Origin of the sequence: Pseudomonas nitroreducens NBRC 12694, assembly GCF_002091755.1 — a bacterium.
GTDB lineage: Bacteria > Pseudomonadota > Gammaproteobacteria > Pseudomonadales > Pseudomonadaceae > Pseudomonas > Pseudomonas nitroreducens.
Genome location: NZ_BDAI01000003.1, coordinates 558,509 through 575,768, shown reverse-complemented (window position 1 = coordinate 575,768; position 17,260 = coordinate 558,509). Strand labels below are relative to the sequence as shown.

The window sequence follows — 17,260 nt, the reverse complement described above, 5'->3', positions numbered from 1 at the left end:
GCACGCTCCCGAAGGATTACTTCTTGTCGGTGCTGAAGCTGTTGTCGTCGAGCAGATACTCGGGGATTTCGCGGGTATAGCTCTTCAGGTAGCGCTGGTAGGCGCGGTCACGCTCGGCTGGCGTCGCACTCTGGTGATTGGCCGAGGCGGCGCGCCCACTGGACTGCAACTCCAGCCAGCTGAGAACTTCCTGCTGGTCGCGGGCCGTGGTGCCCGCCTTGGTGGGTACCGCTGCGCGTTCGGCGGCCAGCGTCATCATCGGCGCAGCCAGCAGGGCGCCGACCAGAATCCATGCCTTCATCGCATTCTCCCTGCTCGCCTCAGCGAGCCTTGAACAGCAACTTCGCATCGTGCGCCACGGCGGGCGTAGAGTCGGCCAGCGCCGGATGCGCATCGACGACGGGCTCGTCCACGTAACTGACGGTGTCCGCCTCCACCTTGGGTTGGCTTGCCGGGCTGCCATGGCCCAGGTCACGCGCCTGATCCTGCGCTGCACGCACCTGCTCGGCCGACAGACCGACGCTCTGGATCAGGCGAGTCGCCTCGGGAGTCTCGCCCTGCATGAACATCAGGCTCAGCAGGTTGGTCGCCGGCAGCTTGTCGTGCTCGTCCAGTTCCATAGCGGTGATGAATTCGAAACGCGCCTTCTCCAGCTCGCCACGGCGCAGCAGGACGTAACCCAGGTCATTGCGCAGAGCGCTGTCGGTAGGCTGCAGGCGTGCCGCTTCGCGCAACTCGCGCTCGGCCTCCACGGTATTGCCGGCACGCATGGCGATCTGCCCCAGGCCATGGTGGGCCTCGGCGGTTTTGCAGGTACCGAGCAGGCCTTCATAGACGATCCGCGCCTTGGGGTCGCCGATACGACGCAGGGCCAGGGCCTTGCTTTCGCGCACTTCCAGCGAGTTCGGCGGCAGGGTTTCGAGGTTGGCCAGCGCAGCGTGGGCGCGGCCGTTGTCGAGCATTTCGCGAGCCAGATTGAGTTGCAGTTCCACCGACTGGCCCAGGTTCTCGTCGCAACGCTGGCCGACGGTCGGGCCGCCCAGCGTGTCGAAGTTGGCGCAACCGCCGAGCGCCAGGCTCAACAGTCCGATCGCGCAGGCATTTCTCATCCCATACCCCCCATGGCCTTGGTAATGGCGAGGAACCCGGGCCCGGCGAGGATGATCAGCAGTGCCGGGAACAACAGCACCATCATCACCAGGCTCATCTTCGCCGACAGCTTGCTGACCTTTTCCTGCAGGGCAGTCAGACGGCGGTCCTCGAACAATTGCTTGAGCGTGAGCAACGAGCTGCGCGCGCTGCCACCCTGGCGCACCATCTGCCGCAGCACGTTGCAGCAGTCGGTCAGCTCACCGACCATCAGGCGGCGGCTCAGTTGCTCCAGCTCTTCGGCCAGCTCCAGGCCGCTGTCGGTGTGGGCCAGCACGGTTTCCAGCTCCGAGGCCAGCACCGGGACGATGTTCCTTCCTTCGCGGCAGACCACCCGCAGACTCTGCTCGACGGTCAGGCCGGAGTCGAAGAGGATGCGGATCAGCTGGATGAACAGGATCACTTCGCCAGCCAGGCGCGTCCGGCGCTTCTCGGCGAGATAGGCCAGCACCCGCTTGGGCAGCAGGAAGCCGATGCCCGCGGCGAACAGCAGCGGCACCACCGGCGAGGTAGCGGCGTGGCCCTGCATGGCGAGGTAGACGATGGTGATCCCCATCAGCACGAACGGGCAGGCGATCAGGGTCATCAGGTAGACGCTGCGCGGCGTGCTGCCGCTCCAGCCGGCCTGGTGCAGCAGCACGCGGACTTCCTCGTCGCGCAGGTGCAGGCGCTTGCCCAGCCCGCTGCTGCCGAGGCGGTCGAACAGGTCCGCCACGCGATTGCCGGAACGCGGCAGCGGCTGGCCGCCCAGGCGCTGCTCGATCAGTCGTTGCTCGCGCCCCGCCGCACGGCTCTGCGAGAGCATCAGCAGGACCGCCGCCAGCAGCAGGATCAGCGCCATCAGGCCGTACATCAGTGGCATGGCGAACTCCTCATATGCTCTTGAGCATGCGCCAGAGCGTGTAGACGCCCAGCACCTGCAGGCCGAGGGACGTCAGCAGCATCCAGCGGCCGCCGCTGTCGAGCCACATGTTCATCAGGTAGCCCGGGTTGGTGAACAGGATGTAGCCGCCCAGGCTGATCGGCAGCACCGCCAGCACGAAGGCGCTAAGGCGTGTTTCGCCGGTCATGGCGCGCAGCTGGCGGCTGAGCTTCTCGCGCTCGTGGATGACCTTGATGATGTTTTCCAGCAGGTCGGTGGTGTTGCCGCCGTAGCGGTGGTTCACCGCGACGCCCAGGGAAAACACGTGCAACTCCTCCACGTCGTAGAGCTCGGCGACTTCCTGCAGCGCCTCGGGCAGGCTGATGCCCAACTGAACGTGATGGGTGACCAGCGAGAAGATTTCCCGCAGCGGATCGTCGGCGGCACTGACCGCCTGGGAGATGGCATCGCCCAGGGTGCGGCCCGAGTGCAGGCTGCGCACCACCTGGTCAAGAAAATTGGGCATCTGCCGGATCATCTTCTGCAACCTGCGCTGGTAGAGCGCGTTGAGCAGGATGTGGAAACCCGCCAGGGCCAGGCCGACGCCGCACAGGAGGCCGACTGGCCCGAGGATGCGCTCGCACAGCACCCCCAGCAGGAACGCCGCCAGGGCCGCGCCCAGCAGCCAGATACGCATGTCGGCGATGCCTGCGCGGCGCATGCGTCGCGCCAGCCAGTGGCTGCTGCGGCCACGTCCGCTCTGCACGATGGGCTCGCCGCTCAAGCGACGCATCACCTGCTCGTTGTGCCGAGCGCGCCAGCTCATGCCACTGAGCACGACGCCGATCGCCGCCAGCGCCAGGCTGGCGAGAATCAGCCAGAGCGCGCCGTTCACAACAGCACCTGGCGGAATTTCAGCCCGCTCGGCTGGGCGGTACGGACGAACTGCCCGGTGCCGCGCCGATCCAGGCTGAACAGCGAGTTGGTGACGTAGACGCCATCGCGCACTTCCAGCACTTCGAGTATCTCGCTGATGCAGCGGCGGCCGTTGGACAGGCGGGTGATCTGCACGACGACATCCAGCGCCGAGCAGAGCATCTGCCGCAGGGTCTGCTCCGGCACGCGCTGGCCAGTGAGGCCGACGAGCATTTCCAGGCGCAGCAGCGAATCCATGGCCGAGTTGGCGTGCACCGTACTCATCGAACCGTCATGGCCGGTGTTCATCGCCTGCAGCACGTCAAGTACTTCCACGCCGCGGATTTCGCCGAGAATGATGCGGTCCGGGCGCATCCGCAGGGCGTTGCGGATGAGGTCGCGGGCGGTGACTTCGCCGAAACCCTCGGCATTCGGCGGGCGGGTTTCCAGGCGTACCACGTGGTCGTGGCCCAGTTGCAGCTCGGCGGTGTCTTCGATGGTGACGATGCGCTCACGCTCGTCGATGAAGCTGCTCATGACGTTGAGCAGCGTGGTCTTGCCGGTGCCGGTGCCGCCGCTGATGAGGATGTTGCAACGGCTCGCCACGGCCTGGCGGAGGAACGCCAGCATCTCCTCGTTGACGCTCTGGTAGCCCAGCAGGTCGGCGCTCTTGAGCAGGTCCTTGCTGAACTTGCGGATCGACAGGCACGGACCGTCCAGCGCCACCGGCGGGATGATGGCGTTGACCCGGCTGCCATCGGGCAGGCGCGCGTCCACCATCGGGCTGGACTCGTCCAGGCGCCGGCCCAGCGGCGCGAGGATGCGCTGGATCACGCGCTGCACATGGTGGTCGTCGATGAAGCGCAGGTCGCTCTGGTACAGCCGGCCTTCGTGCTCGATGAACACGCGGTCGGGGCCGTTGACCAGAATTTCCGAGATGCCCGGATCGCGCAGGAGGATTTCCAGCGGGCCGAAGCCGGTCAGCTCGTCCACCACCTCTTCGGCGAGGCGGTCCAGTTCATAGCGGGAAATCGCCAACTGGCGGCGCGCAGCATATTCGCTGACCTTCTCGGAGACGTACTGCGCCACCGCCGGCCGCGCGCCCTCCAGCAGGTTCATGCCGTCTTCGTCGATCTCGTCGATGATGTAGCGGTGCAGGCGCATCTTCAGCGCCTGCAGATCCCGGTCGTGGTTTGCGCCGTGGCCGCTGCCGCCGTAATGCTGGGTCATGGGCGCACGGCCCTGGCGCGACCGATCCAGCCGAACAGGCCGCGTTTCTCCACGACGCCGGCGCCCAGTCCCTCTGCGAGGTCACGCAGCTTGACCGTCAGCGGATCGCGCGGCGACAGCTCGAACAGGCTCTGGCCGACATTCTTCGAACGCAGGCGCGCTTCGGGGGATGCCGGCAGCACACCGAACAGTTCCAGCCCGAACATCTTGCCCAGCGCCGGCGCATCCGGCGGTACCGAGGGCCAGTAGCGTTCGATCAGCAGCTCCATGCGTGGCAGCATCGGGCTGCGCTCACGCAAGCGACGAAGGCGCTCCAGCCCCTTCTTGCACGACGGCACGCTCTGGTCCACCAGCCACAGCACGCGGTTGGCCTGGCCAAGCAACTGCGAGCTCAACTCGCCCTCGGCAACGCCCGTCAGGTTGACCAGAATGTGGCTGAACGCGCTGCGCAGGTTGCCCAGCAGCAGGTACAACTCGGCCGTGGTGACGCGCTCCAGCACGCCGGGCTCGTCGGACAGGCTCAGCACCCGCAGGCCGGATTCGTGGCGGGTAAAGGCGCTGTCGATCAGCGTCTGGTCGAGGCGCCGCAGGTTGCGCATGGCGTCGGCGAAGGTGAAGGCCGGCTCCATGCCGAGGATGGCCAGCGCTTCTCCGGTAGGCTGGCCGATGTCCACCAGCAGCACACGGTGCTCGGGCTGGCGTTGCAGCGCCAGCGCCAGGTGCAGGGCGACGAAGGCGCCGTCGGCGTCGGGCCGGGCGCTGACCAGGCTGATCAGCTCGCCCTGCTGGGTGGCACTCACCGGTACCGTGGGCAGGCGCCCACCAAGACGCCGGACCAGCCCGCTCAGCTCGCTGGCGCGGGCACCGTAGGTGACGAAATCCCTTGCGCCAGCGCGCATGGCGGCGAGCACCAGCTGGTTGTCCAGGCCATCGCCGACGGCAACGACCGACAGCAGCGGACGCGCGGAAACCAGCCCCTCGATCAGCGAACCCTGGGCAACCAGATTGGCCTTGTTCAGGCTGGTGAAGAGCACCGTCGCGCCGGTGACGTCCAGCAGCGACAACAACTCTTCCAGGGTTCCACTGTTGGCCAGAACCACCTGCCCGCACCCGGCCAGGCTGCTCTGCAACCATTCCTGCTCGCCAGGATGCTGGATCAGTGCCACGAACGTCTGACTCATGCCCATGCTCCCTTGCTTTGCCTTGCCTCCCGCTCTGTGGCGGGTCAGCGCTTCGTAGGTATCCATCAGCGCGACATCCCGCTGTTGGCCTTGCGCCGGTCGAACCGGCCGTCTTCGAGGAAGTAGAACTCCGCGAAGCCCGGGTCATAGTTGCGCAGGCCCTCGCCTGGCAGGCTCGGCAGTGCAGCATTGGCGGCCAGCGGCTGGACCAGGTGCGGGGTGACGATCATCAGCAGTTCGCGGTCGTCCTTGTCCAGGTTCGAGGAACGGAACAGCGCGCCGATCACCGGGATGCTGCCCAGGAACGGAAACTTGTCGATGTTGCTGATGGTGTTGCTGCTGATCAGGCCGCTGATCACGAAGCTCTCGCCGTCGGCGAGCATCACGCTGGTGTCGGTGCGGCGAACGTTGAGTGCCGGCACGGTGATGTCGGCGGTGCGGATGCCGTTGGAGAAGTCCAGCTCGCTGACCTCGGGGGCGACCTTCAGGGCGATGCGCTTGTCGTTCATCACCGTGGGCGTCAGCGTCAGGCGCACGCCGAATTCCTTGTACTCGATGGTGATGTTGTTGTTATCGCCATTGGGCACCGGGATCGGGAACTCGCCCCCGGCCAGGAACGATGCGCTCTGTCCGCTGGTGGCGACCAGGCTGGGGCGCGCCAGGGTGTAGGCGAAGCCGCTGCCTTCCAGGGCATTGATGAAGCCCAGCCACTTGCTGCTGCCACCGCCCCAGATGATGTTGAAGCCGCTCTGGTTGGTGCCGAAGTTGCCGCCCAGGCCGCCGTCGACGCCAACCTCGAGGTTTCCCAGGCTGCCCGGCGCACCGAGTACAAAGGTGTTGGAACCGCGCCGCACCAGCGACGTGCTCGCCTGCTTGAGCTTGCTGCGGCTGACTTCGACGAAGCGGATGTCGGTCTGCACCTGGTTGGGCAGGCCGCTGGCGGCCACGCCCGCTGCACCGGCGACATCGCCGACTGCACGGCCGCCCACGCGCACCACGCTGCGCAGCGGCTGGTCGCCGCAGGTAGTCCAGATCAGCAGGCTGGTGAGGCCTTCGGCCTTGCCGGTGATGAGGAAGTCACGCTTGTCCAGCACCTGCACGTCGGCGATGTTCGGGTCGCCGATGGCCAGGCGCTTGATCGGCACCGGGAGCTGCTGGTCGCGCTGGGCGCCCTGCTCCACATCGAGATTCAGCTGCTGGCCGGCAAGCCCGGCGCAGGCGCTGGGCACGGCCTGCGCAGTGGAGTGAGCGGCGCAGGCCAGCAGGGCGGCGAGGGACAGAATGAAGCGCTTGGACATCGATGCACTCCTTGCTCAATGTGCTTCACGGGTGACTTCGGTACCGCGATAGACCACCACGCCCTGGCTCACCGCCGGCGCGGAAATCTGGCGAGTGGCAGGCGCCGTGGTCGGCCGCGGCTTGCCGATCAGTTGTTCGAGGGTGATCGGCTGGCTGCTGCCCGTTCCCAGGGAGGCCTGGAGGTAGCGGCCCTCCTGTTCCTTCTCGTAGAGCTTTTCGTCCTTGCTGCGCACTGCCAGGCGCAATGAGCCGGCCTGGCTGGCCAGCATCAGCCGAGAGGTGGCCTCGGCCGGCACGGCCAGCACGGCAGTGCGCGGCGGGCGCGGAGTCTGGTCCTTGGGGTCGCCGGCGTTGCGCGCCTGGCCATCCTTCGCCACGGCAATCTGCTCGCCGTAGGTGAGCACGCGCACGCCGGGCAGCACCACCTGGGCGCTGACGTTGCGCTCGCCGGTCTGCTGGTCCTGGACGAAGAGCATCACATCGACATAGTCGCCGGGCAGGACAAAGCCGCCGCCGCCGATGACTTCGTCTACCGCGATGGCCATGGCGCGCTCGTCAGGGCGGATAGTCCGCGCCAGCGGCCCGCCCGGTTCGGTGATCGAGGAGGAAATGATGCTGCCGGCCGGCACCGCGACCCAGACGCGCTGGCCGATCAGCGCTTCAGGCTTGGGGAAACTTCCACTGGGCGCGGTGCGCAGCTGCTCGACGGCCAGATCTTCCTTGCCGATGACCGCCAGCGCCGGCAGATCGCGTGCGGCGACGACCACCGGCGTGCGTTGCAGCTTGTCGGCCTCGGCCACTGCCGCGGGCGCCATGTCCTGGACCACACCCACTGCCGGCTGAGCCGGCTTGCCGATCTGTAGCCCGAGGTAACCCACTACCCCTGCGCACACCAACAACAGCCCGGCGAATACCATCAGCACCTTGCTATTCATGAACCCATCCTTGTGCACAAGTGGGAAGTCGTGCCGCCGGCCCGACTCCGCGAAACAAATGCCTGCCGGAGTACATCCTTCAGACCTTTATTGTTATTTCGGCCGAACAGGAAAGTTCGATAAGAACCTTTCCTGATAATCAGGCTCTACTTGTTCCAAAGCAGAATTTAGTAGCTGCGGTAATAGCGTCAAATGCTAACTGCAAATTTCCAATCTCCAGTTAGTTATACTTATCCGTAACTATAACTTTGGTATTAGCGCTATTTGATCAATTGCATTCGGCCACACTGCGCCTAGCCTGACGATGAAGTCAGGGCAACCGCCCTGTTTGTAGTCGGGCGTGCACGGAGCGACGGCCATGAAGATCAAAACCTCAGCAAAACAACTTTCGAAGAATATCCTCAGCAAAGCCAAGTCCTTCCTGCGTGACCGCGAAGGGGCCACCGCGATTGAATACGCGGTCATCGCCGGGCTTATTTCCATTGCGGTGCTCACCGCAGCGACGCCCATTGGTGCGCGCATCGGCGTACTGATGAATACAATCAAGACTGCCATCGGCGCAGCCTGACCCGTACTGGAGCTTTTGGTATCGGGCGAGGCTAAGCAAAGCCTCGCCATTGCTGTTCGCCTCAGAGGATTCAGTCATGGAAAGCCGAGACCTCGATATCCCTTCGCTGATTCGACGCCTTTACCGCCGTGCCCGAACTTTTGCCCTGGATCGCGAAGGTGCTACGGCGATCGAATACGCCGTTATCGCCGGGCTTATATCCATCGCCGTCATACTGGCCGCCACTCCCATCGGTACCCGCGTTGGCGCTCTGATGGACATCATCCGTAACGCGATTGGCGCTACCTGAGTCAGATGCTGGAACGGAGCGGAACACTGTCGCTCCGTTTCAGATATTCCCCGCTAAAGTCCCGCGCTAGACAGCCGATACATCCTGCCTAACCCTTGTTCCACCTGCAGGATGCTTTGCCCATGCTTCGCTCGCTGTCCTTCTCCAGGAAGATCCTCCTGGCAGCCTCCCTCGTCGTCACCTTCGCCTTCGCCTGCTTCATCCTCTTCAACGACTTCCGCCAGCGCGAGGCGATCCACTCCGACACCGAGTCCTATCTCACCGAAGTCGGCAGCCTGACCGCCAGCAACATCCAGAGCTGGCTGGAAGGCCGCATCCAGTTGGTCGAGGCCGAAGCCGCGCAGCTGGCCGATGGCGAACCAACGCCCGAGCGCATCCAGCACGTGCTGGAACAGGCGGTGTTCCAGAAGAACTTCGAATCGGTCTACCTGGGTGAAGCCGCCAGCGGCGTGTTCACCATGCGCCCCTATGCGCCGATGCCCGACGGCTACGACCCGCGCACCCGCGGCTGGTACAAGGACGCCGTGGCCGCCGGCCGGCTGATCGTCACCGAGCCCTTCCTCGATGCCGGCACCAACGAGCAGATCCTCGCCATGTCCATGCCGGTCATGCGCAACGGCCAACTGGTGGGTGTGGCCGCCGGCGACATGAAGCTGGAAACCATCACCGCGATCATCAACTCGCTGAAATTCGACGGCGACGGCTACGCCTTCCTGGTCAGCGACGCCGGCAAGATTCTCCTGCACCCGGACAGCAGCCAGATCTTCAAATCCCTCGGCGAGGTCTACCCGCAAGGTGCGCCGAAGGTGCAGCCGGGTGTGCAGGAAGTCAGCATCAACGGCGAGGAGCAACTGGTGTCGATGACCCCGGTGAAAGGCCTGCCGGGCGTGACCTGGTACGTTGCGCTGGTGCTCAACAAGGACTCCGCTTACGCAATGCTGAGCGACTTCCGTAACACCGCGATCATCGCCACCGTGATCGCCATCGTCGCCATCCTGTTCCTGCTGGGCATGCTGATCCGCGTGCTGATGGCGCCGCTGACCGACATGGGCCGCGCCATGCAGGACATCGCCCAGGGCGACGGTGACCTGACCAAGCGTCTGCAAGTCGCCAGCAATGACGAATTCGGCGTGCTGGCCAACGCCTTCAACCGTTTCGTGGAGCGTATCCACGAATCGATCCGTGAAGTGGCTTCGACTGCGCGCAGCCTGCACGACGTTTCGCAGCTGGTGGTGAACGCCTCCAACTCATCGATGAGCAACTCCGACGAGCAATCCAACCGCACCAACAGCGTCGCCGCCGCCATCAACGAGCTGGGCGCCGCCGCCCAGGAAATCGCCCGCAATGCCGCCGACGCCTCGCACCACGCCACCGACGCCTCGCACCAGGCCGGCGACGGCCGCCAGGTAGTCGAGCAGACCATCAGCGCGATGAACCTGCTGTCCGACAAGATCAGCTCGGCCTGCGCCAACATCGAGGCGCTGAACAGCCGTACGGTGAACATCGGCCAGATTCTGGAAGTGATCAAAGGCATCTCCGAGCAGACCAACCTGCTGGCTCTAAACGCCGCCATCGAAGCCGCTCGTGCTGGTGAAGCCGGCCGCGGCTTTGCCGTGGTGGCGGATGAAGTGCGCAACCTGGCGCACCGCGCCCAGGAGTCCGCGCAGGAAATCCAGAAGATGATCGAGGAGCTGCAGGTCGGCGCCCGTGAAGCCGTGGACACCATGACCGAAAGCCAGCGCTACAGCCTGGAAAGCGTGGAGATCGCCAACCGCGCCGGCGAACGCCTGGCCAGCGTGACCCACCGTATCGGCGAGATCGATTCGATGAACCAGTCGGTCGCCACTGCCACCGAGGAACAGACCGCCGTGGTCGACTCGCTGAACATGGACATCACCGAGATCAACACGCTGAACCAGGAAGGCGTGGAAAACCTGCAGGCCACCCTGCGCGCCTGCGCCGACCTGGAGAACCAGGCCGGCCGCCTGCGCCACCTGGTGGACAGCTTCCGCATCTGATTACGGCGAAACGAAAAAGGCGCCTACGGGCGCCTTTTTTGTTCGCGAGTAAGCTCGCTCCTGCAGGAGGCCTGCCACCACCTGTATCACCACTGAAACACCCGCCACAGAGCCACACCTACCGTTCGTCCGACTCTTTCAAGCTTCCCCCGACCACGCCGAAATCAAGGGTGAAGGCCTTTGATAGCAACCAACAAACCGGGCCTGTCTTCACTGCCGGGACAAGGGAGTTCCGGCCAAGCCCGCCCGGCTACCCGCCGTGCCGGCGCCGTCCGTTTCACACCACGGGAACGGGCGCCCTGCGGCGACATCGGACCTGTCGCCCCGGACCAACGCCGTTCTGGCATCCCTCTACTTCCGGACTCGACGCAGCATGATCAAGAGCCTGAAATTCAGCCATAAGATCCTCCTGGCCGCTTCTCTTGTGGTTTTCTCGGCATTCGCCCTCTTCACCCTTTACAACGACTACCTGCAGCGCAACGCGATCCGCGAAGACCTCGAGGATTACCTGCGGGAAATGGGTGACGTGAGCGCCAGCAACATCCAGAACTGGCTCAGCGGCCGGATCCTGCTGATCGAGAGCACCGCCCAGACCCTGGCGCGCGACAGCGCGCCGGAGCACCTGGCCGCCCAGCTGGAACAGGACACCCTGCGCAAGACCTTCAACTTCACCTACCTGGGCCAGGAAGACGGCACCTTCACCATGCGCCCCAACAGCGCCATGCCTGACGGTTACGACCCGCGCACCCGTCCCTGGTACAAGGATGCCGTCGCCGCTGGCGGCACCACGTTGACCGAGCCGTACATCGACGCCGCCACCCAGGAACTGATCATGACCGTCGCCACCCCCGCCCGGGCCGGCGGCAAGACCCTGGGAGTGGTCGGTGGTGACCTTGGCCTGCAAACCCTGGTGCAGATCATCAACTCGCTGGACTTCAGCGGCATGGGCTACGCCTTCCTGGTCAGCGGCGACGGCAAGATCCTGGTGCACCCGGACAAGAACTTCATCATGAAGTCCCTGGCCGACATCTACCCGCAGAACACCCCGAAGATCGGCGGCGGCTTCAGCGAGGCCGAGCTCAACGGCCAGACGCGCATCCTCAGCTTCACCCAGGTGAAGGGCCTGCCGTCGGTGAACTGGTATATCGGCCTGTCCATCGACAAAGACGCCGCCTACTCCATGCTGAGCAAGTTCCGCGCCTCGGCCATCGTTGCCGCGGCCATCGCCATCGTCGCCATCCTGCTCCTGCTGGGCATGCTGATCCGCGTGCTGATGCAGCCGCTGACCACCATGGGCCGCGCCATGGAAGATATCGCCCAGGGCGAAGGCGACCTGACCAAGCGCCTGAAGGTCGCCAGCAACGACGAGTTCGGCGTACTGGGCAATGCCTTCAACCGCTTCGTCGAACGTATTCACGAATCCATCCGTGAGGTGGCCTCCACCGCGCGCCAGTTGCACGACGTTTCGCAGTTGGTAGTGAATGCCTCCAACTCCTCCATGAGCAACTCCGACGAGCAATCCAACCGCACCAACAGCGTCGCCGCCGCGATCAACGAACTGGGCGCCGCCGCCCAGGAAATCGCCCGTAACGCCGCCGACGCCTCGCACCACGCCACCGACGCCTCGCACCAGGCCGGCGACGGCCGCCAGGTAGTCGAACAGACCATCAGCGCAATGAACCTGCTGTCCGACAAGATCAGCTCGGCCTGCGCCAACATCGAGGCGCTGAACAGCCGCACGGTGAACATCGGGCAGATTCTGGAGGTGATCAAAGGCATCTCCGAGCAGACCAACCTGCTGGCTCTCAACGCTGCTATCGAAGCCGCTCGTGCCGGTGAAGCCGGTCGTGGTTTCGCGGTAGTGGCGGACGAGGTCCGTAACCTCGCCCACCGCGCCCAGGAATCGGCCCAGCAGATTCAGAAGATGATCGAGGAACTGCAGGTCGGCGCCCGCGAAGCCGTGGACACCATGACCGAAAGCCAGCGCTACAGCTTGGAAAGTGTGGAGATCGCCAATCGCGCCGGCGAGCGCCTGGCCAGCGTCACCCACCGCATCGGCGAGATCGACTCGATGAACCAGTCCGTGGCGACAGCCACCGAAGAGCAGACCGCCGTGGTCGACTCGCTGAACATGGACATCACCGAGATCAACACCCTCAACCAGGAAGGCGTGGAGAACCTGCAGGCCACCCTGCGCGCCTGCGCCGACCTGGAGAACCAGGCCGGCCGCCTGCGGCACCTGGTGGATAGCTTCCGCATCTGACTGCAGCGGAAAACAAGAAAGGCGCCTTCAGGCGCCTTTTGGGTGTGCATCGAAATGAGGTCTACCGCCGCTTGCTACCGCCCAACAGCGCGCCCATCAGCCCTCGCACCAGTTGCCGGCCGATCTGGTTCGCCGCCTGGCGCACCACGGTCTTGCTGACCTGGCTGGCCAGGGAACCGAGGATCTCGCCGGCCATACCGCCGAAGTCGGTGCCCTTCTCTTCCTTCCCCTGCGTCGGCGCCATCTTGTCGTCGGCGCGGCCGGTGAGCTTTTCGTAGGCAGACTCGCGGTCGATCGGCTGGTCATAACGCCCGGCCAGCGGCGAGCGACGGATGACGTCCGCACGCTCGGCATCGGTCAGCGGGCCAATGCGCGACTGCGGCGGCGCAACGGCCACGCGCTCGACCATTGCAGGAGTGCCCTTCTCTTCCAGCGTGCCAACCAGCGCCTCGCCGATGCCCAGTTCGGTGAGCACATTCAGGGTGTCGAACGCCGGGTTCGGGCGGAAGCCATCAGCCACCGCGCGCAGGGATTTCTGCTCCTTGGCCGTGAAGGCACGCAGGCCGTGCTGGATGCGCAGGCCCAGTTGCGCCAGCACGTCGTCCGGCAGGTCACTGGGCGACTGGGTGACGAAGTACACGCCCACGCCCTTGGAGCGGATCAGCCGCACCACCTGCTCCAGGCGGTCCTGCAAAGCCTTGGGCGTGCCGTTGAACAGCAGGTGCGCCTCGTCGAAGAACAGCGCGAGGATCGGCTTGTCCGCATCGCCGCGCTCGGGCAGTTGTTCGAACAGCTCGGCGAGCAGCCAGAGCAGGAAGGTGGCATAAACCTTGGGCGCGTCGTGTACCAGCTTGCTGGCATCCAGCAAGTGGATGCGCCCGCGACCATCGGCCTCGGGGCGCAGCAGGTCTTCGAGTTGCAGTGCCGGTTCGCCGAAGAAGTCCTCGGCACCCTGCTGCTCCAGCAGCGCCAGGCGCCGCAGCAGCGCCTGGGACGAAGCCGCGGTGAACAGCGCTCGGTCTTCGCCGAGCACTTCCGGGTGTTCCTTGAAGTGGTTGAGCAGCGCCTTGAGGTCCTTCAGGTCGAGCAGCAGCAGGCCTTCGCGATCAGCCACCTTGAACGCGGCGAACAGCGCGGCCTGCTGACTCTCGGTCAGTTCCAGCAGGTTGGACAGCAACAGCGGGCCCATCTCCGACAGCGTGGTGCGCAGCGGGTGACCGGTCTTGCCGGCCACGTCCCAGATGCTGACCGGGTAGGCCTGGGGCTTGTAGTTCAGCCACGGCATGCTGGCGATGCGCTCGGCCACCTTGCCCTGGGGATTACCGGCGGCGGCGATACCACACAGGTCACCCTTGATGTCCGCAGCGAACACCGCAATACCCGCATCGCTGAAAGACTCGGCGAGGTGCTGCAGGGTCACCGTCTTGCCGGTGCCGGTGGCGCCGGCGATCAGGCCGTGGCGGTTGGCGAGCTTCCAGGACTGGCCGACCGGCTGCCCGTCGGGACCCGCGCCGATGATGAGTTCGTTCGTGGCTGACATCCGTTGTTCCCCTTCAGTGGGCCTGTCGCGCCAGCAAGCCTGTCGCGATGAGTGCTTGAGCAAGAGTGGCGCGTCCCGGCGCGCCGCGCAATCGGCTACCCCGGTACTTTGAAGACGTGCTTGAGGTAGCGAAGGAAGTTCTCGTCCTTGCACTGGGTCTTGCCTGGCGCGTCTGAGATCTTCGCCACCGGATGGCCATTGCAGGCGGTCATTTTCAGCACGATGTTCATTGGCTGCACGCCCGGCACATCGCAGGTGAAATGCGTGCCGATGCCGAAGCTGACGTCGATGCGCTCGCGTAACGAGCGATAGATTTCCAGGGCACGCGGCAGGTTGAGGCCATCGGAGAACACCAGCGTCTTGGTCTGCGGGTCGATGCCCAGCCGCTCGTAGTGCCGGATAGCCTTTTCCGCCCATTCCAGCGGGTCGCCCGAGTCGTGGCGCAGGCCGTCGAAGAGCTTGGCGAAGTACAGGTCGAAGTCCGCCAGGAAGGCATCCATGGTGATGCAGTCGGTCAGGGCGATGCCCAGTTGTCCACGGTACTCGCGCACCCAGGCGTCCAGCGCGGCGGCCTGGCTGTCGATCAACCGAGGGCCGAGCTGCTGGTGCGCCATCAGCCATTCGTGCGCCATGGTGCCCAGCGGCTTGACGCCCAGCTCGCGCGCCAGGTGAACGTTGCTGGTGCCGACGAAATGCCCCGGGAAGCCGTCGCGCAAGTCCCGCACCACCGCCTTCTGCACCGGGTAGGAGAAGCGTCGGCGAGTGCCGAAGTCGGCCATCTTGAAGCCGGCCAGTTCTTCCGCGCCGGCCTCCCCGCGCAACCAGTCGAACTTTTCCTGCAGCCGCTCGCGGACCATCGTCAGCGTGGCGCCCGGATGGCGATGTCGGTTGCGCACTTCGCTGATGATTGCCAGCAGCGGTACTTCAAAGAGGATCACGTGCAGCCATGGGCCCTTGAGCCGCAGGTACAGCTCCTCATTCTCCACACCCAGTCGGACGTAGTTGGGGTTGAAGCGGAAAAGGCCAAGGAAGCGGATGAAGTCCGGCTTGAAGAACGGGATGCGCTCGAGGAAGGCCAGGTCCTGCGGCGCGAAGGAAAGCTCCACCAGGCGCTCGATCTGCTCGCGCAGCGGATCCAGATAGGAGCGCAGATCCTCTTCATTGCGGCAACGGAACTCCCACTCCACCTCGGCGTTGGGGTAGTTGTGCAGCACTGCCTGCATCATGCTCAGCTTGTAGAAATCGGTATCCAGCAGGTTCTGCACGATCCGCCGGGAAAATGCGCTGTCGCTCATGCTCGTCTCATTGCAGGCTTCGAATCGGCAGTCTAAACCGGCCGCCCACAAAAAACCCCGCCGAGGCGGGGTTTTGAGTTCGAATCAGAAATCAGCGTGCTTTGCTCTGCGACATCCCGAAGAGGAAAAGCAGCAGGTCATCGTCCGGGCGGATGTCCTGTTGCTTGGCGCGCAGGTTGGGCGGGATGGGGCAGCTGTCCAAGCCACCTTTTCCGGTGATGACCGAAGGCCCCGGCTCATGCCAGGCCGCCGCCGCCAGGGTTGCCACCCCGAGCGCGCCAACGAGGAGCAAACCTCGCGTAATTTCTAACTTCATGTCTGCAACCCTTTGATGGCGCTGCCAAACGCCGCTTGGTAACCATAGACAAAGGCCTGCCATTGCGCCTCAGTCCACGACGAGCGGCGTTTCACCTGGCGAAGATCATGACGCGCAGCACGCTGAGCGCTGAAGCGCTGGCGAGCTTTTTCCATGTCAATCAGAGCCACTTCGATCTTCTCGCCGTCCACCTTCACGAACACGTGCTTGAGGTAGAGGCAGCCGTGTTGCCAGCGGCCGGCGTTAAGTTTTGCAAGGGTACTGCCGTAATGTTGCAGAATTCTTTGGTGCAGGGCTTCACCCCAGCGATCCTGGTCGCCGCGGGCGTAACAGTCTTCGAGGCTGGTAAAACCATCCAGGGATTCGGTCACCAGCAGCGCCTGCCATTCGCCATCCACCTTGCGGCAACCGGCATAGACCAGGGTCGGCACTTTAACGCCCAGCGCCTCGGCGGCCTTGAGGGCGTTACGCTCGCGAATGGCGGTCGGGTAGCCGAAGGGATGCAGCAGGTCACGGTAGATATGCCCCATCTGCTGTTTGCGGTAGAGCATACGGCCGTCGGAAGTCAGGACTCGCTGCACGCCACTTTCGCCGCCGCGCCGACGGTTGGGTTCCTCGACCCATTTGCCGGGCACCTGGAGCCAACGGTCGATGGCGTTCTCACCGGAAATTTGCTGCAGCGAAGCCAGATCAACGGCCATCCATCACTCCTTACGCAGAATGTAGACCCGCCACATATGGATGAGCGGGACGAAATCAATGTGATCCTGGACCTTGAAACCGGCCTGGCGGAACTCCGCCTCGATGGTCTTGGCGGGAATCACGAAGCGGTTCTGGTAGGCGTGTTTCTTGCGGGTCGACTCGGCGCGCGCGCGTTTCCAGGACTTGAAGTTGCCATCGACCCACAGCGACAGGATCACCGAATCGCGACTTACGCGGTGAAATTCGCGCAACATCGTCAAACGATCATCAGATTCGCCGATGTGGTGCATCAGACGCATCGAGAAGATGCTATCGACGGCGTTGTCCGGCAGATCAATGGCAAACGCCGAAGTCTGCAAAGGTCGAACGCGTTTGACAACCTCATTCGGTTGACCGGCGCAGGCCACGGCGATCATGTCAGGCGAATTGTCCGCCCCGATGATCACCCGGTTCTCCTTCTCGGCCAGCATCGGCCAGAAGCGTCCGGCGCCACATGGCAGGTCGAGTACCAGGTTAGGCTGGCCGGCAAGCTTGAGTGCCTGGCGAGCTATCTGGACATCGCGCCAATGGGAAAGTTTCCGGGACAGTCCGGCCTGGTGCTTGCGCAGGTAACGCTGCGCATGCTGGCGGTCGTACTTCTGGGAGAACTCCAGGTTGACGGGTTTTTCAGTCATCGGATTATTACCTTTCCCGAATTC

The 17,260-nt window shown here is 64.5% G+C and carries 17 protein-coding genes; 4 read left to right on the top strand and 13 right to left on the bottom strand.

From position 1 onward, the window contains the following. Positions 1–16: 16 nt before the first annotated feature. The 8 genes from PNI01S_RS11780 to cpaB form a co-directional block, all read right to left on the bottom strand. Entirely contained in the window at positions 17–301 is a 285-nt protein-coding gene (locus PNI01S_RS11780; RefSeq protein WP_054906556.1) for a DUF3613 domain-containing protein, read from the bottom strand. Between the two features lie 19 nt (positions 302–320). Beyond that, a complete protein-coding gene (locus tag PNI01S_RS11775) occupies positions 321–1,109 on the bottom strand; it encodes a tetratricopeptide repeat protein (RefSeq protein WP_084358293.1) in 789 nt (262 codons plus the stop codon). After that, the gene (locus tag PNI01S_RS11770) at positions 1,106–2,011 is read right to left on the bottom strand and encodes a type II secretion system F family protein (protein WP_083195967.1); all 906 of its coding nucleotides are present in this window, start codon (positions 2,009–2,011) and stop codon (positions 1,106–1,108) included. The genes PNI01S_RS11775 and PNI01S_RS11770 overlap by 4 nt, the downstream gene beginning before the upstream one ends. 10 nt (positions 2,012–2,021) lie before the next feature. After that, entirely contained in the window at positions 2,022–2,906 is an 885-nt protein-coding gene (locus PNI01S_RS11765; protein ID WP_024764101.1) for a type II secretion system F family protein, read from the bottom strand. Next, complete coding sequence (gene tadA / locus PNI01S_RS11760) at positions 2,903–4,156, bottom strand: type 4b pilus Flp biogenesis ATPase TadA (RefSeq protein WP_024764100.1); 1,254 nt, start codon at positions 4,154–4,156, stop codon at positions 2,903–2,905. The genes PNI01S_RS11765 and tadA overlap by 4 nt, the downstream gene beginning before the upstream one ends. Continuing rightward, on the bottom strand, positions 4,153–5,337 hold the full coding sequence (gene tadZ, locus PNI01S_RS11755) for a type 4b pilus Flp biogenesis protein TadZ (protein WP_065083893.1): 1,185 nt from the start codon (positions 5,335–5,337) through the stop codon (positions 4,153–4,155). The genes tadA and tadZ overlap by 4 nt, the downstream gene beginning before the upstream one ends. 65 nt (positions 5,338–5,402) lie before the next feature. Then, positions 5,403–6,635 (bottom strand): type II and III secretion system protein family protein, encoded by a 1,233-nt coding sequence (locus tag PNI01S_RS11750; protein WP_084358292.1) that lies wholly within the window; start codon positions 6,633–6,635, stop codon positions 5,403–5,405. A 15-nt stretch (positions 6,636–6,650) separates the two neighbouring features. After that, positions 6,651–7,571 carry a Flp pilus assembly protein CpaB gene (gene cpaB / locus PNI01S_RS11745; RefSeq protein WP_084358291.1) on the bottom strand — a complete coding sequence of 307 codons (921 nt, stop codon included), beginning with the start codon at positions 7,569–7,571 and terminating at the stop codon, positions 6,651–6,653. 358 nt (positions 7,572–7,929) lie between these two features. On the opposite strand from cpaB, the gene PNI01S_RS11740 reads away from it, so the two are divergent. The 4 genes from PNI01S_RS11740 to PNI01S_RS11725 all read left to right on the top strand — a co-directional run bounded on the left by PNI01S_RS11740 (position 7,930) and on the right by PNI01S_RS11725 (position 12,709). Beyond that, a complete protein-coding gene (locus PNI01S_RS11740; RefSeq protein WP_037006964.1) occupies positions 7,930–8,139 on the top strand; it encodes a Flp family type IVb pilin in 210 nt (69 codons plus the stop codon). Positions 8,140–8,215: 76 nt separating this feature from the next. Then, positions 8,216–8,428: a Flp family type IVb pilin gene (locus PNI01S_RS11735; RefSeq protein ID WP_024764096.1), complete on the top strand. Its 213-nt coding sequence runs from the start codon at positions 8,216–8,218 to the stop codon at positions 8,426–8,428. A gap of 122 nt (positions 8,429–8,550) precedes the next feature. Beyond that, positions 8,551–10,446 (top strand): methyl-accepting chemotaxis protein, encoded by a 1,896-nt coding sequence (locus PNI01S_RS11730; protein WP_084358290.1) that lies wholly within the window; start codon positions 8,551–8,553, stop codon positions 10,444–10,446. A gap of 373 nt (positions 10,447–10,819) precedes the next feature. Continuing rightward, complete coding sequence (locus PNI01S_RS11725) at positions 10,820–12,709, top strand: methyl-accepting chemotaxis protein (RefSeq protein ID WP_084358289.1); 1,890 nt, start codon at positions 10,820–10,822, stop codon at positions 12,707–12,709. Positions 12,710–12,770: 61 nt separating this feature from the next. Here PNI01S_RS11725 and PNI01S_RS11720 read toward each other — a convergent pair whose 3' ends face one another. The 5 genes from PNI01S_RS11720 to PNI01S_RS11700 all read right to left on the bottom strand — a co-directional run bounded on the left by PNI01S_RS11720 (position 12,771) and on the right by PNI01S_RS11700 (position 17,236). Then, positions 12,771–14,249 (bottom strand): helicase HerA-like domain-containing protein, encoded by a 1,479-nt coding sequence (locus tag PNI01S_RS11720; protein WP_084358288.1) that lies wholly within the window; start codon positions 14,247–14,249, stop codon positions 12,771–12,773. 95 nt (positions 14,250–14,344) lie between these two features. Then, positions 14,345–15,544 (bottom strand): nicotinate phosphoribosyltransferase, encoded by a 1,200-nt coding sequence (gene pncB / locus PNI01S_RS11715; RefSeq protein WP_084358287.1) that lies wholly within the window; start codon positions 15,542–15,544, stop codon positions 14,345–14,347. A 91-nt stretch (positions 15,545–15,635) separates the two neighbouring features. Then, positions 15,636–15,860, bottom strand: coding sequence for a hypothetical protein (locus PNI01S_RS11710; protein WP_024764091.1), 225 nt, complete (start codon positions 15,858–15,860; stop codon positions 15,636–15,638). Then, complete coding sequence (locus PNI01S_RS11705) at positions 15,857–16,561, bottom strand: lipopolysaccharide kinase InaA family protein (RefSeq protein ID WP_037016334.1); 705 nt, start codon at positions 16,559–16,561, stop codon at positions 15,857–15,859. The genes PNI01S_RS11710 and PNI01S_RS11705 overlap by 4 nt, the downstream gene beginning before the upstream one ends. 3 nt (positions 16,562–16,564) lie before the next feature. Next, complete coding sequence (locus PNI01S_RS11700) at positions 16,565–17,236, bottom strand: class I SAM-dependent methyltransferase (protein ID WP_024764089.1); 672 nt, start codon at positions 17,234–17,236, stop codon at positions 16,565–16,567. Positions 17,237–17,260: the final 24 nt, after the last annotated feature.

What these genes read in the sequence shown, in the direction of transcription:
- PNI01S_RS11750 (WP_084358292.1), bottom strand. Translation starts at nt 6,635, where the DNA reads ATGTCCAAGCGCTTCATTCTGTCCCTCGCCGCCCTGCTGGCCTGCGCC.
- PNI01S_RS11705 (WP_037016334.1), bottom strand. Translation starts at nt 16,561, where the DNA reads ATGGCCGTTGATCTGGCTTCGCTGCAGCAAATTTCCGGTGAGAACGCC.
- PNI01S_RS11770 (WP_083195967.1), bottom strand. Translation starts at nt 2,011, where the DNA reads ATGCCACTGATGTACGGCCTGATGGCGCTGATCCTGCTGCTGGCGGCG.
- PNI01S_RS11740 (WP_037006964.1), top strand. Translation starts at nt 7,930, where the DNA reads ATGAAGATCAAAACCTCAGCAAAACAACTTTCGAAGAATATCCTCAGC.
- PNI01S_RS11720 (WP_084358288.1), bottom strand. Translation starts at nt 14,249, where the DNA reads ATGTCAGCCACGAACGAACTCATCATCGGCGCGGGTCCCGACGGGCAG.
- PNI01S_RS11725 (WP_084358289.1), top strand. Translation starts at nt 10,820, where the DNA reads ATGATCAAGAGCCTGAAATTCAGCCATAAGATCCTCCTGGCCGCTTCT.
- cpaB (WP_084358291.1), bottom strand. Translation starts at nt 7,571, where the DNA reads ATGAATAGCAAGGTGCTGATGGTATTCGCCGGGCTGTTGTTGGTGTGC.
- pncB (WP_084358287.1), bottom strand. Translation starts at nt 15,544, where the DNA reads ATGAGCGACAGCGCATTTTCCCGGCGGATCGTGCAGAACCTGCTGGAT.
- PNI01S_RS11700 (WP_024764089.1), bottom strand. Translation starts at nt 17,236, where the DNA reads ATGACTGAAAAACCCGTCAACCTGGAGTTCTCCCAGAAGTACGACCGC.
- PNI01S_RS11710 (WP_024764091.1), bottom strand. Translation starts at nt 15,860, where the DNA reads ATGAAGTTAGAAATTACGCGAGGTTTGCTCCTCGTTGGCGCGCTCGGG.
- tadA (WP_024764100.1), bottom strand. Translation starts at nt 4,156, where the DNA reads ATGACCCAGCATTACGGCGGCAGCGGCCACGGCGCAAACCACGACCGG.
- PNI01S_RS11735 (WP_024764096.1), top strand. Translation starts at nt 8,216, where the DNA reads ATGGAAAGCCGAGACCTCGATATCCCTTCGCTGATTCGACGCCTTTAC.
- PNI01S_RS11775 (WP_084358293.1), bottom strand. Translation starts at nt 1,109, where the DNA reads ATGAGAAATGCCTGCGCGATCGGACTGTTGAGCCTGGCGCTCGGCGGT.
- tadZ (WP_065083893.1), bottom strand. Translation starts at nt 5,337, where the DNA reads ATGAGTCAGACGTTCGTGGCACTGATCCAGCATCCTGGCGAGCAGGAA.
- PNI01S_RS11780 (WP_054906556.1), bottom strand. Translation starts at nt 301, where the DNA reads ATGAAGGCATGGATTCTGGTCGGCGCCCTGCTGGCTGCGCCGATGATG.
- PNI01S_RS11730 (WP_084358290.1), top strand. Translation starts at nt 8,551, where the DNA reads ATGCTTCGCTCGCTGTCCTTCTCCAGGAAGATCCTCCTGGCAGCCTCC.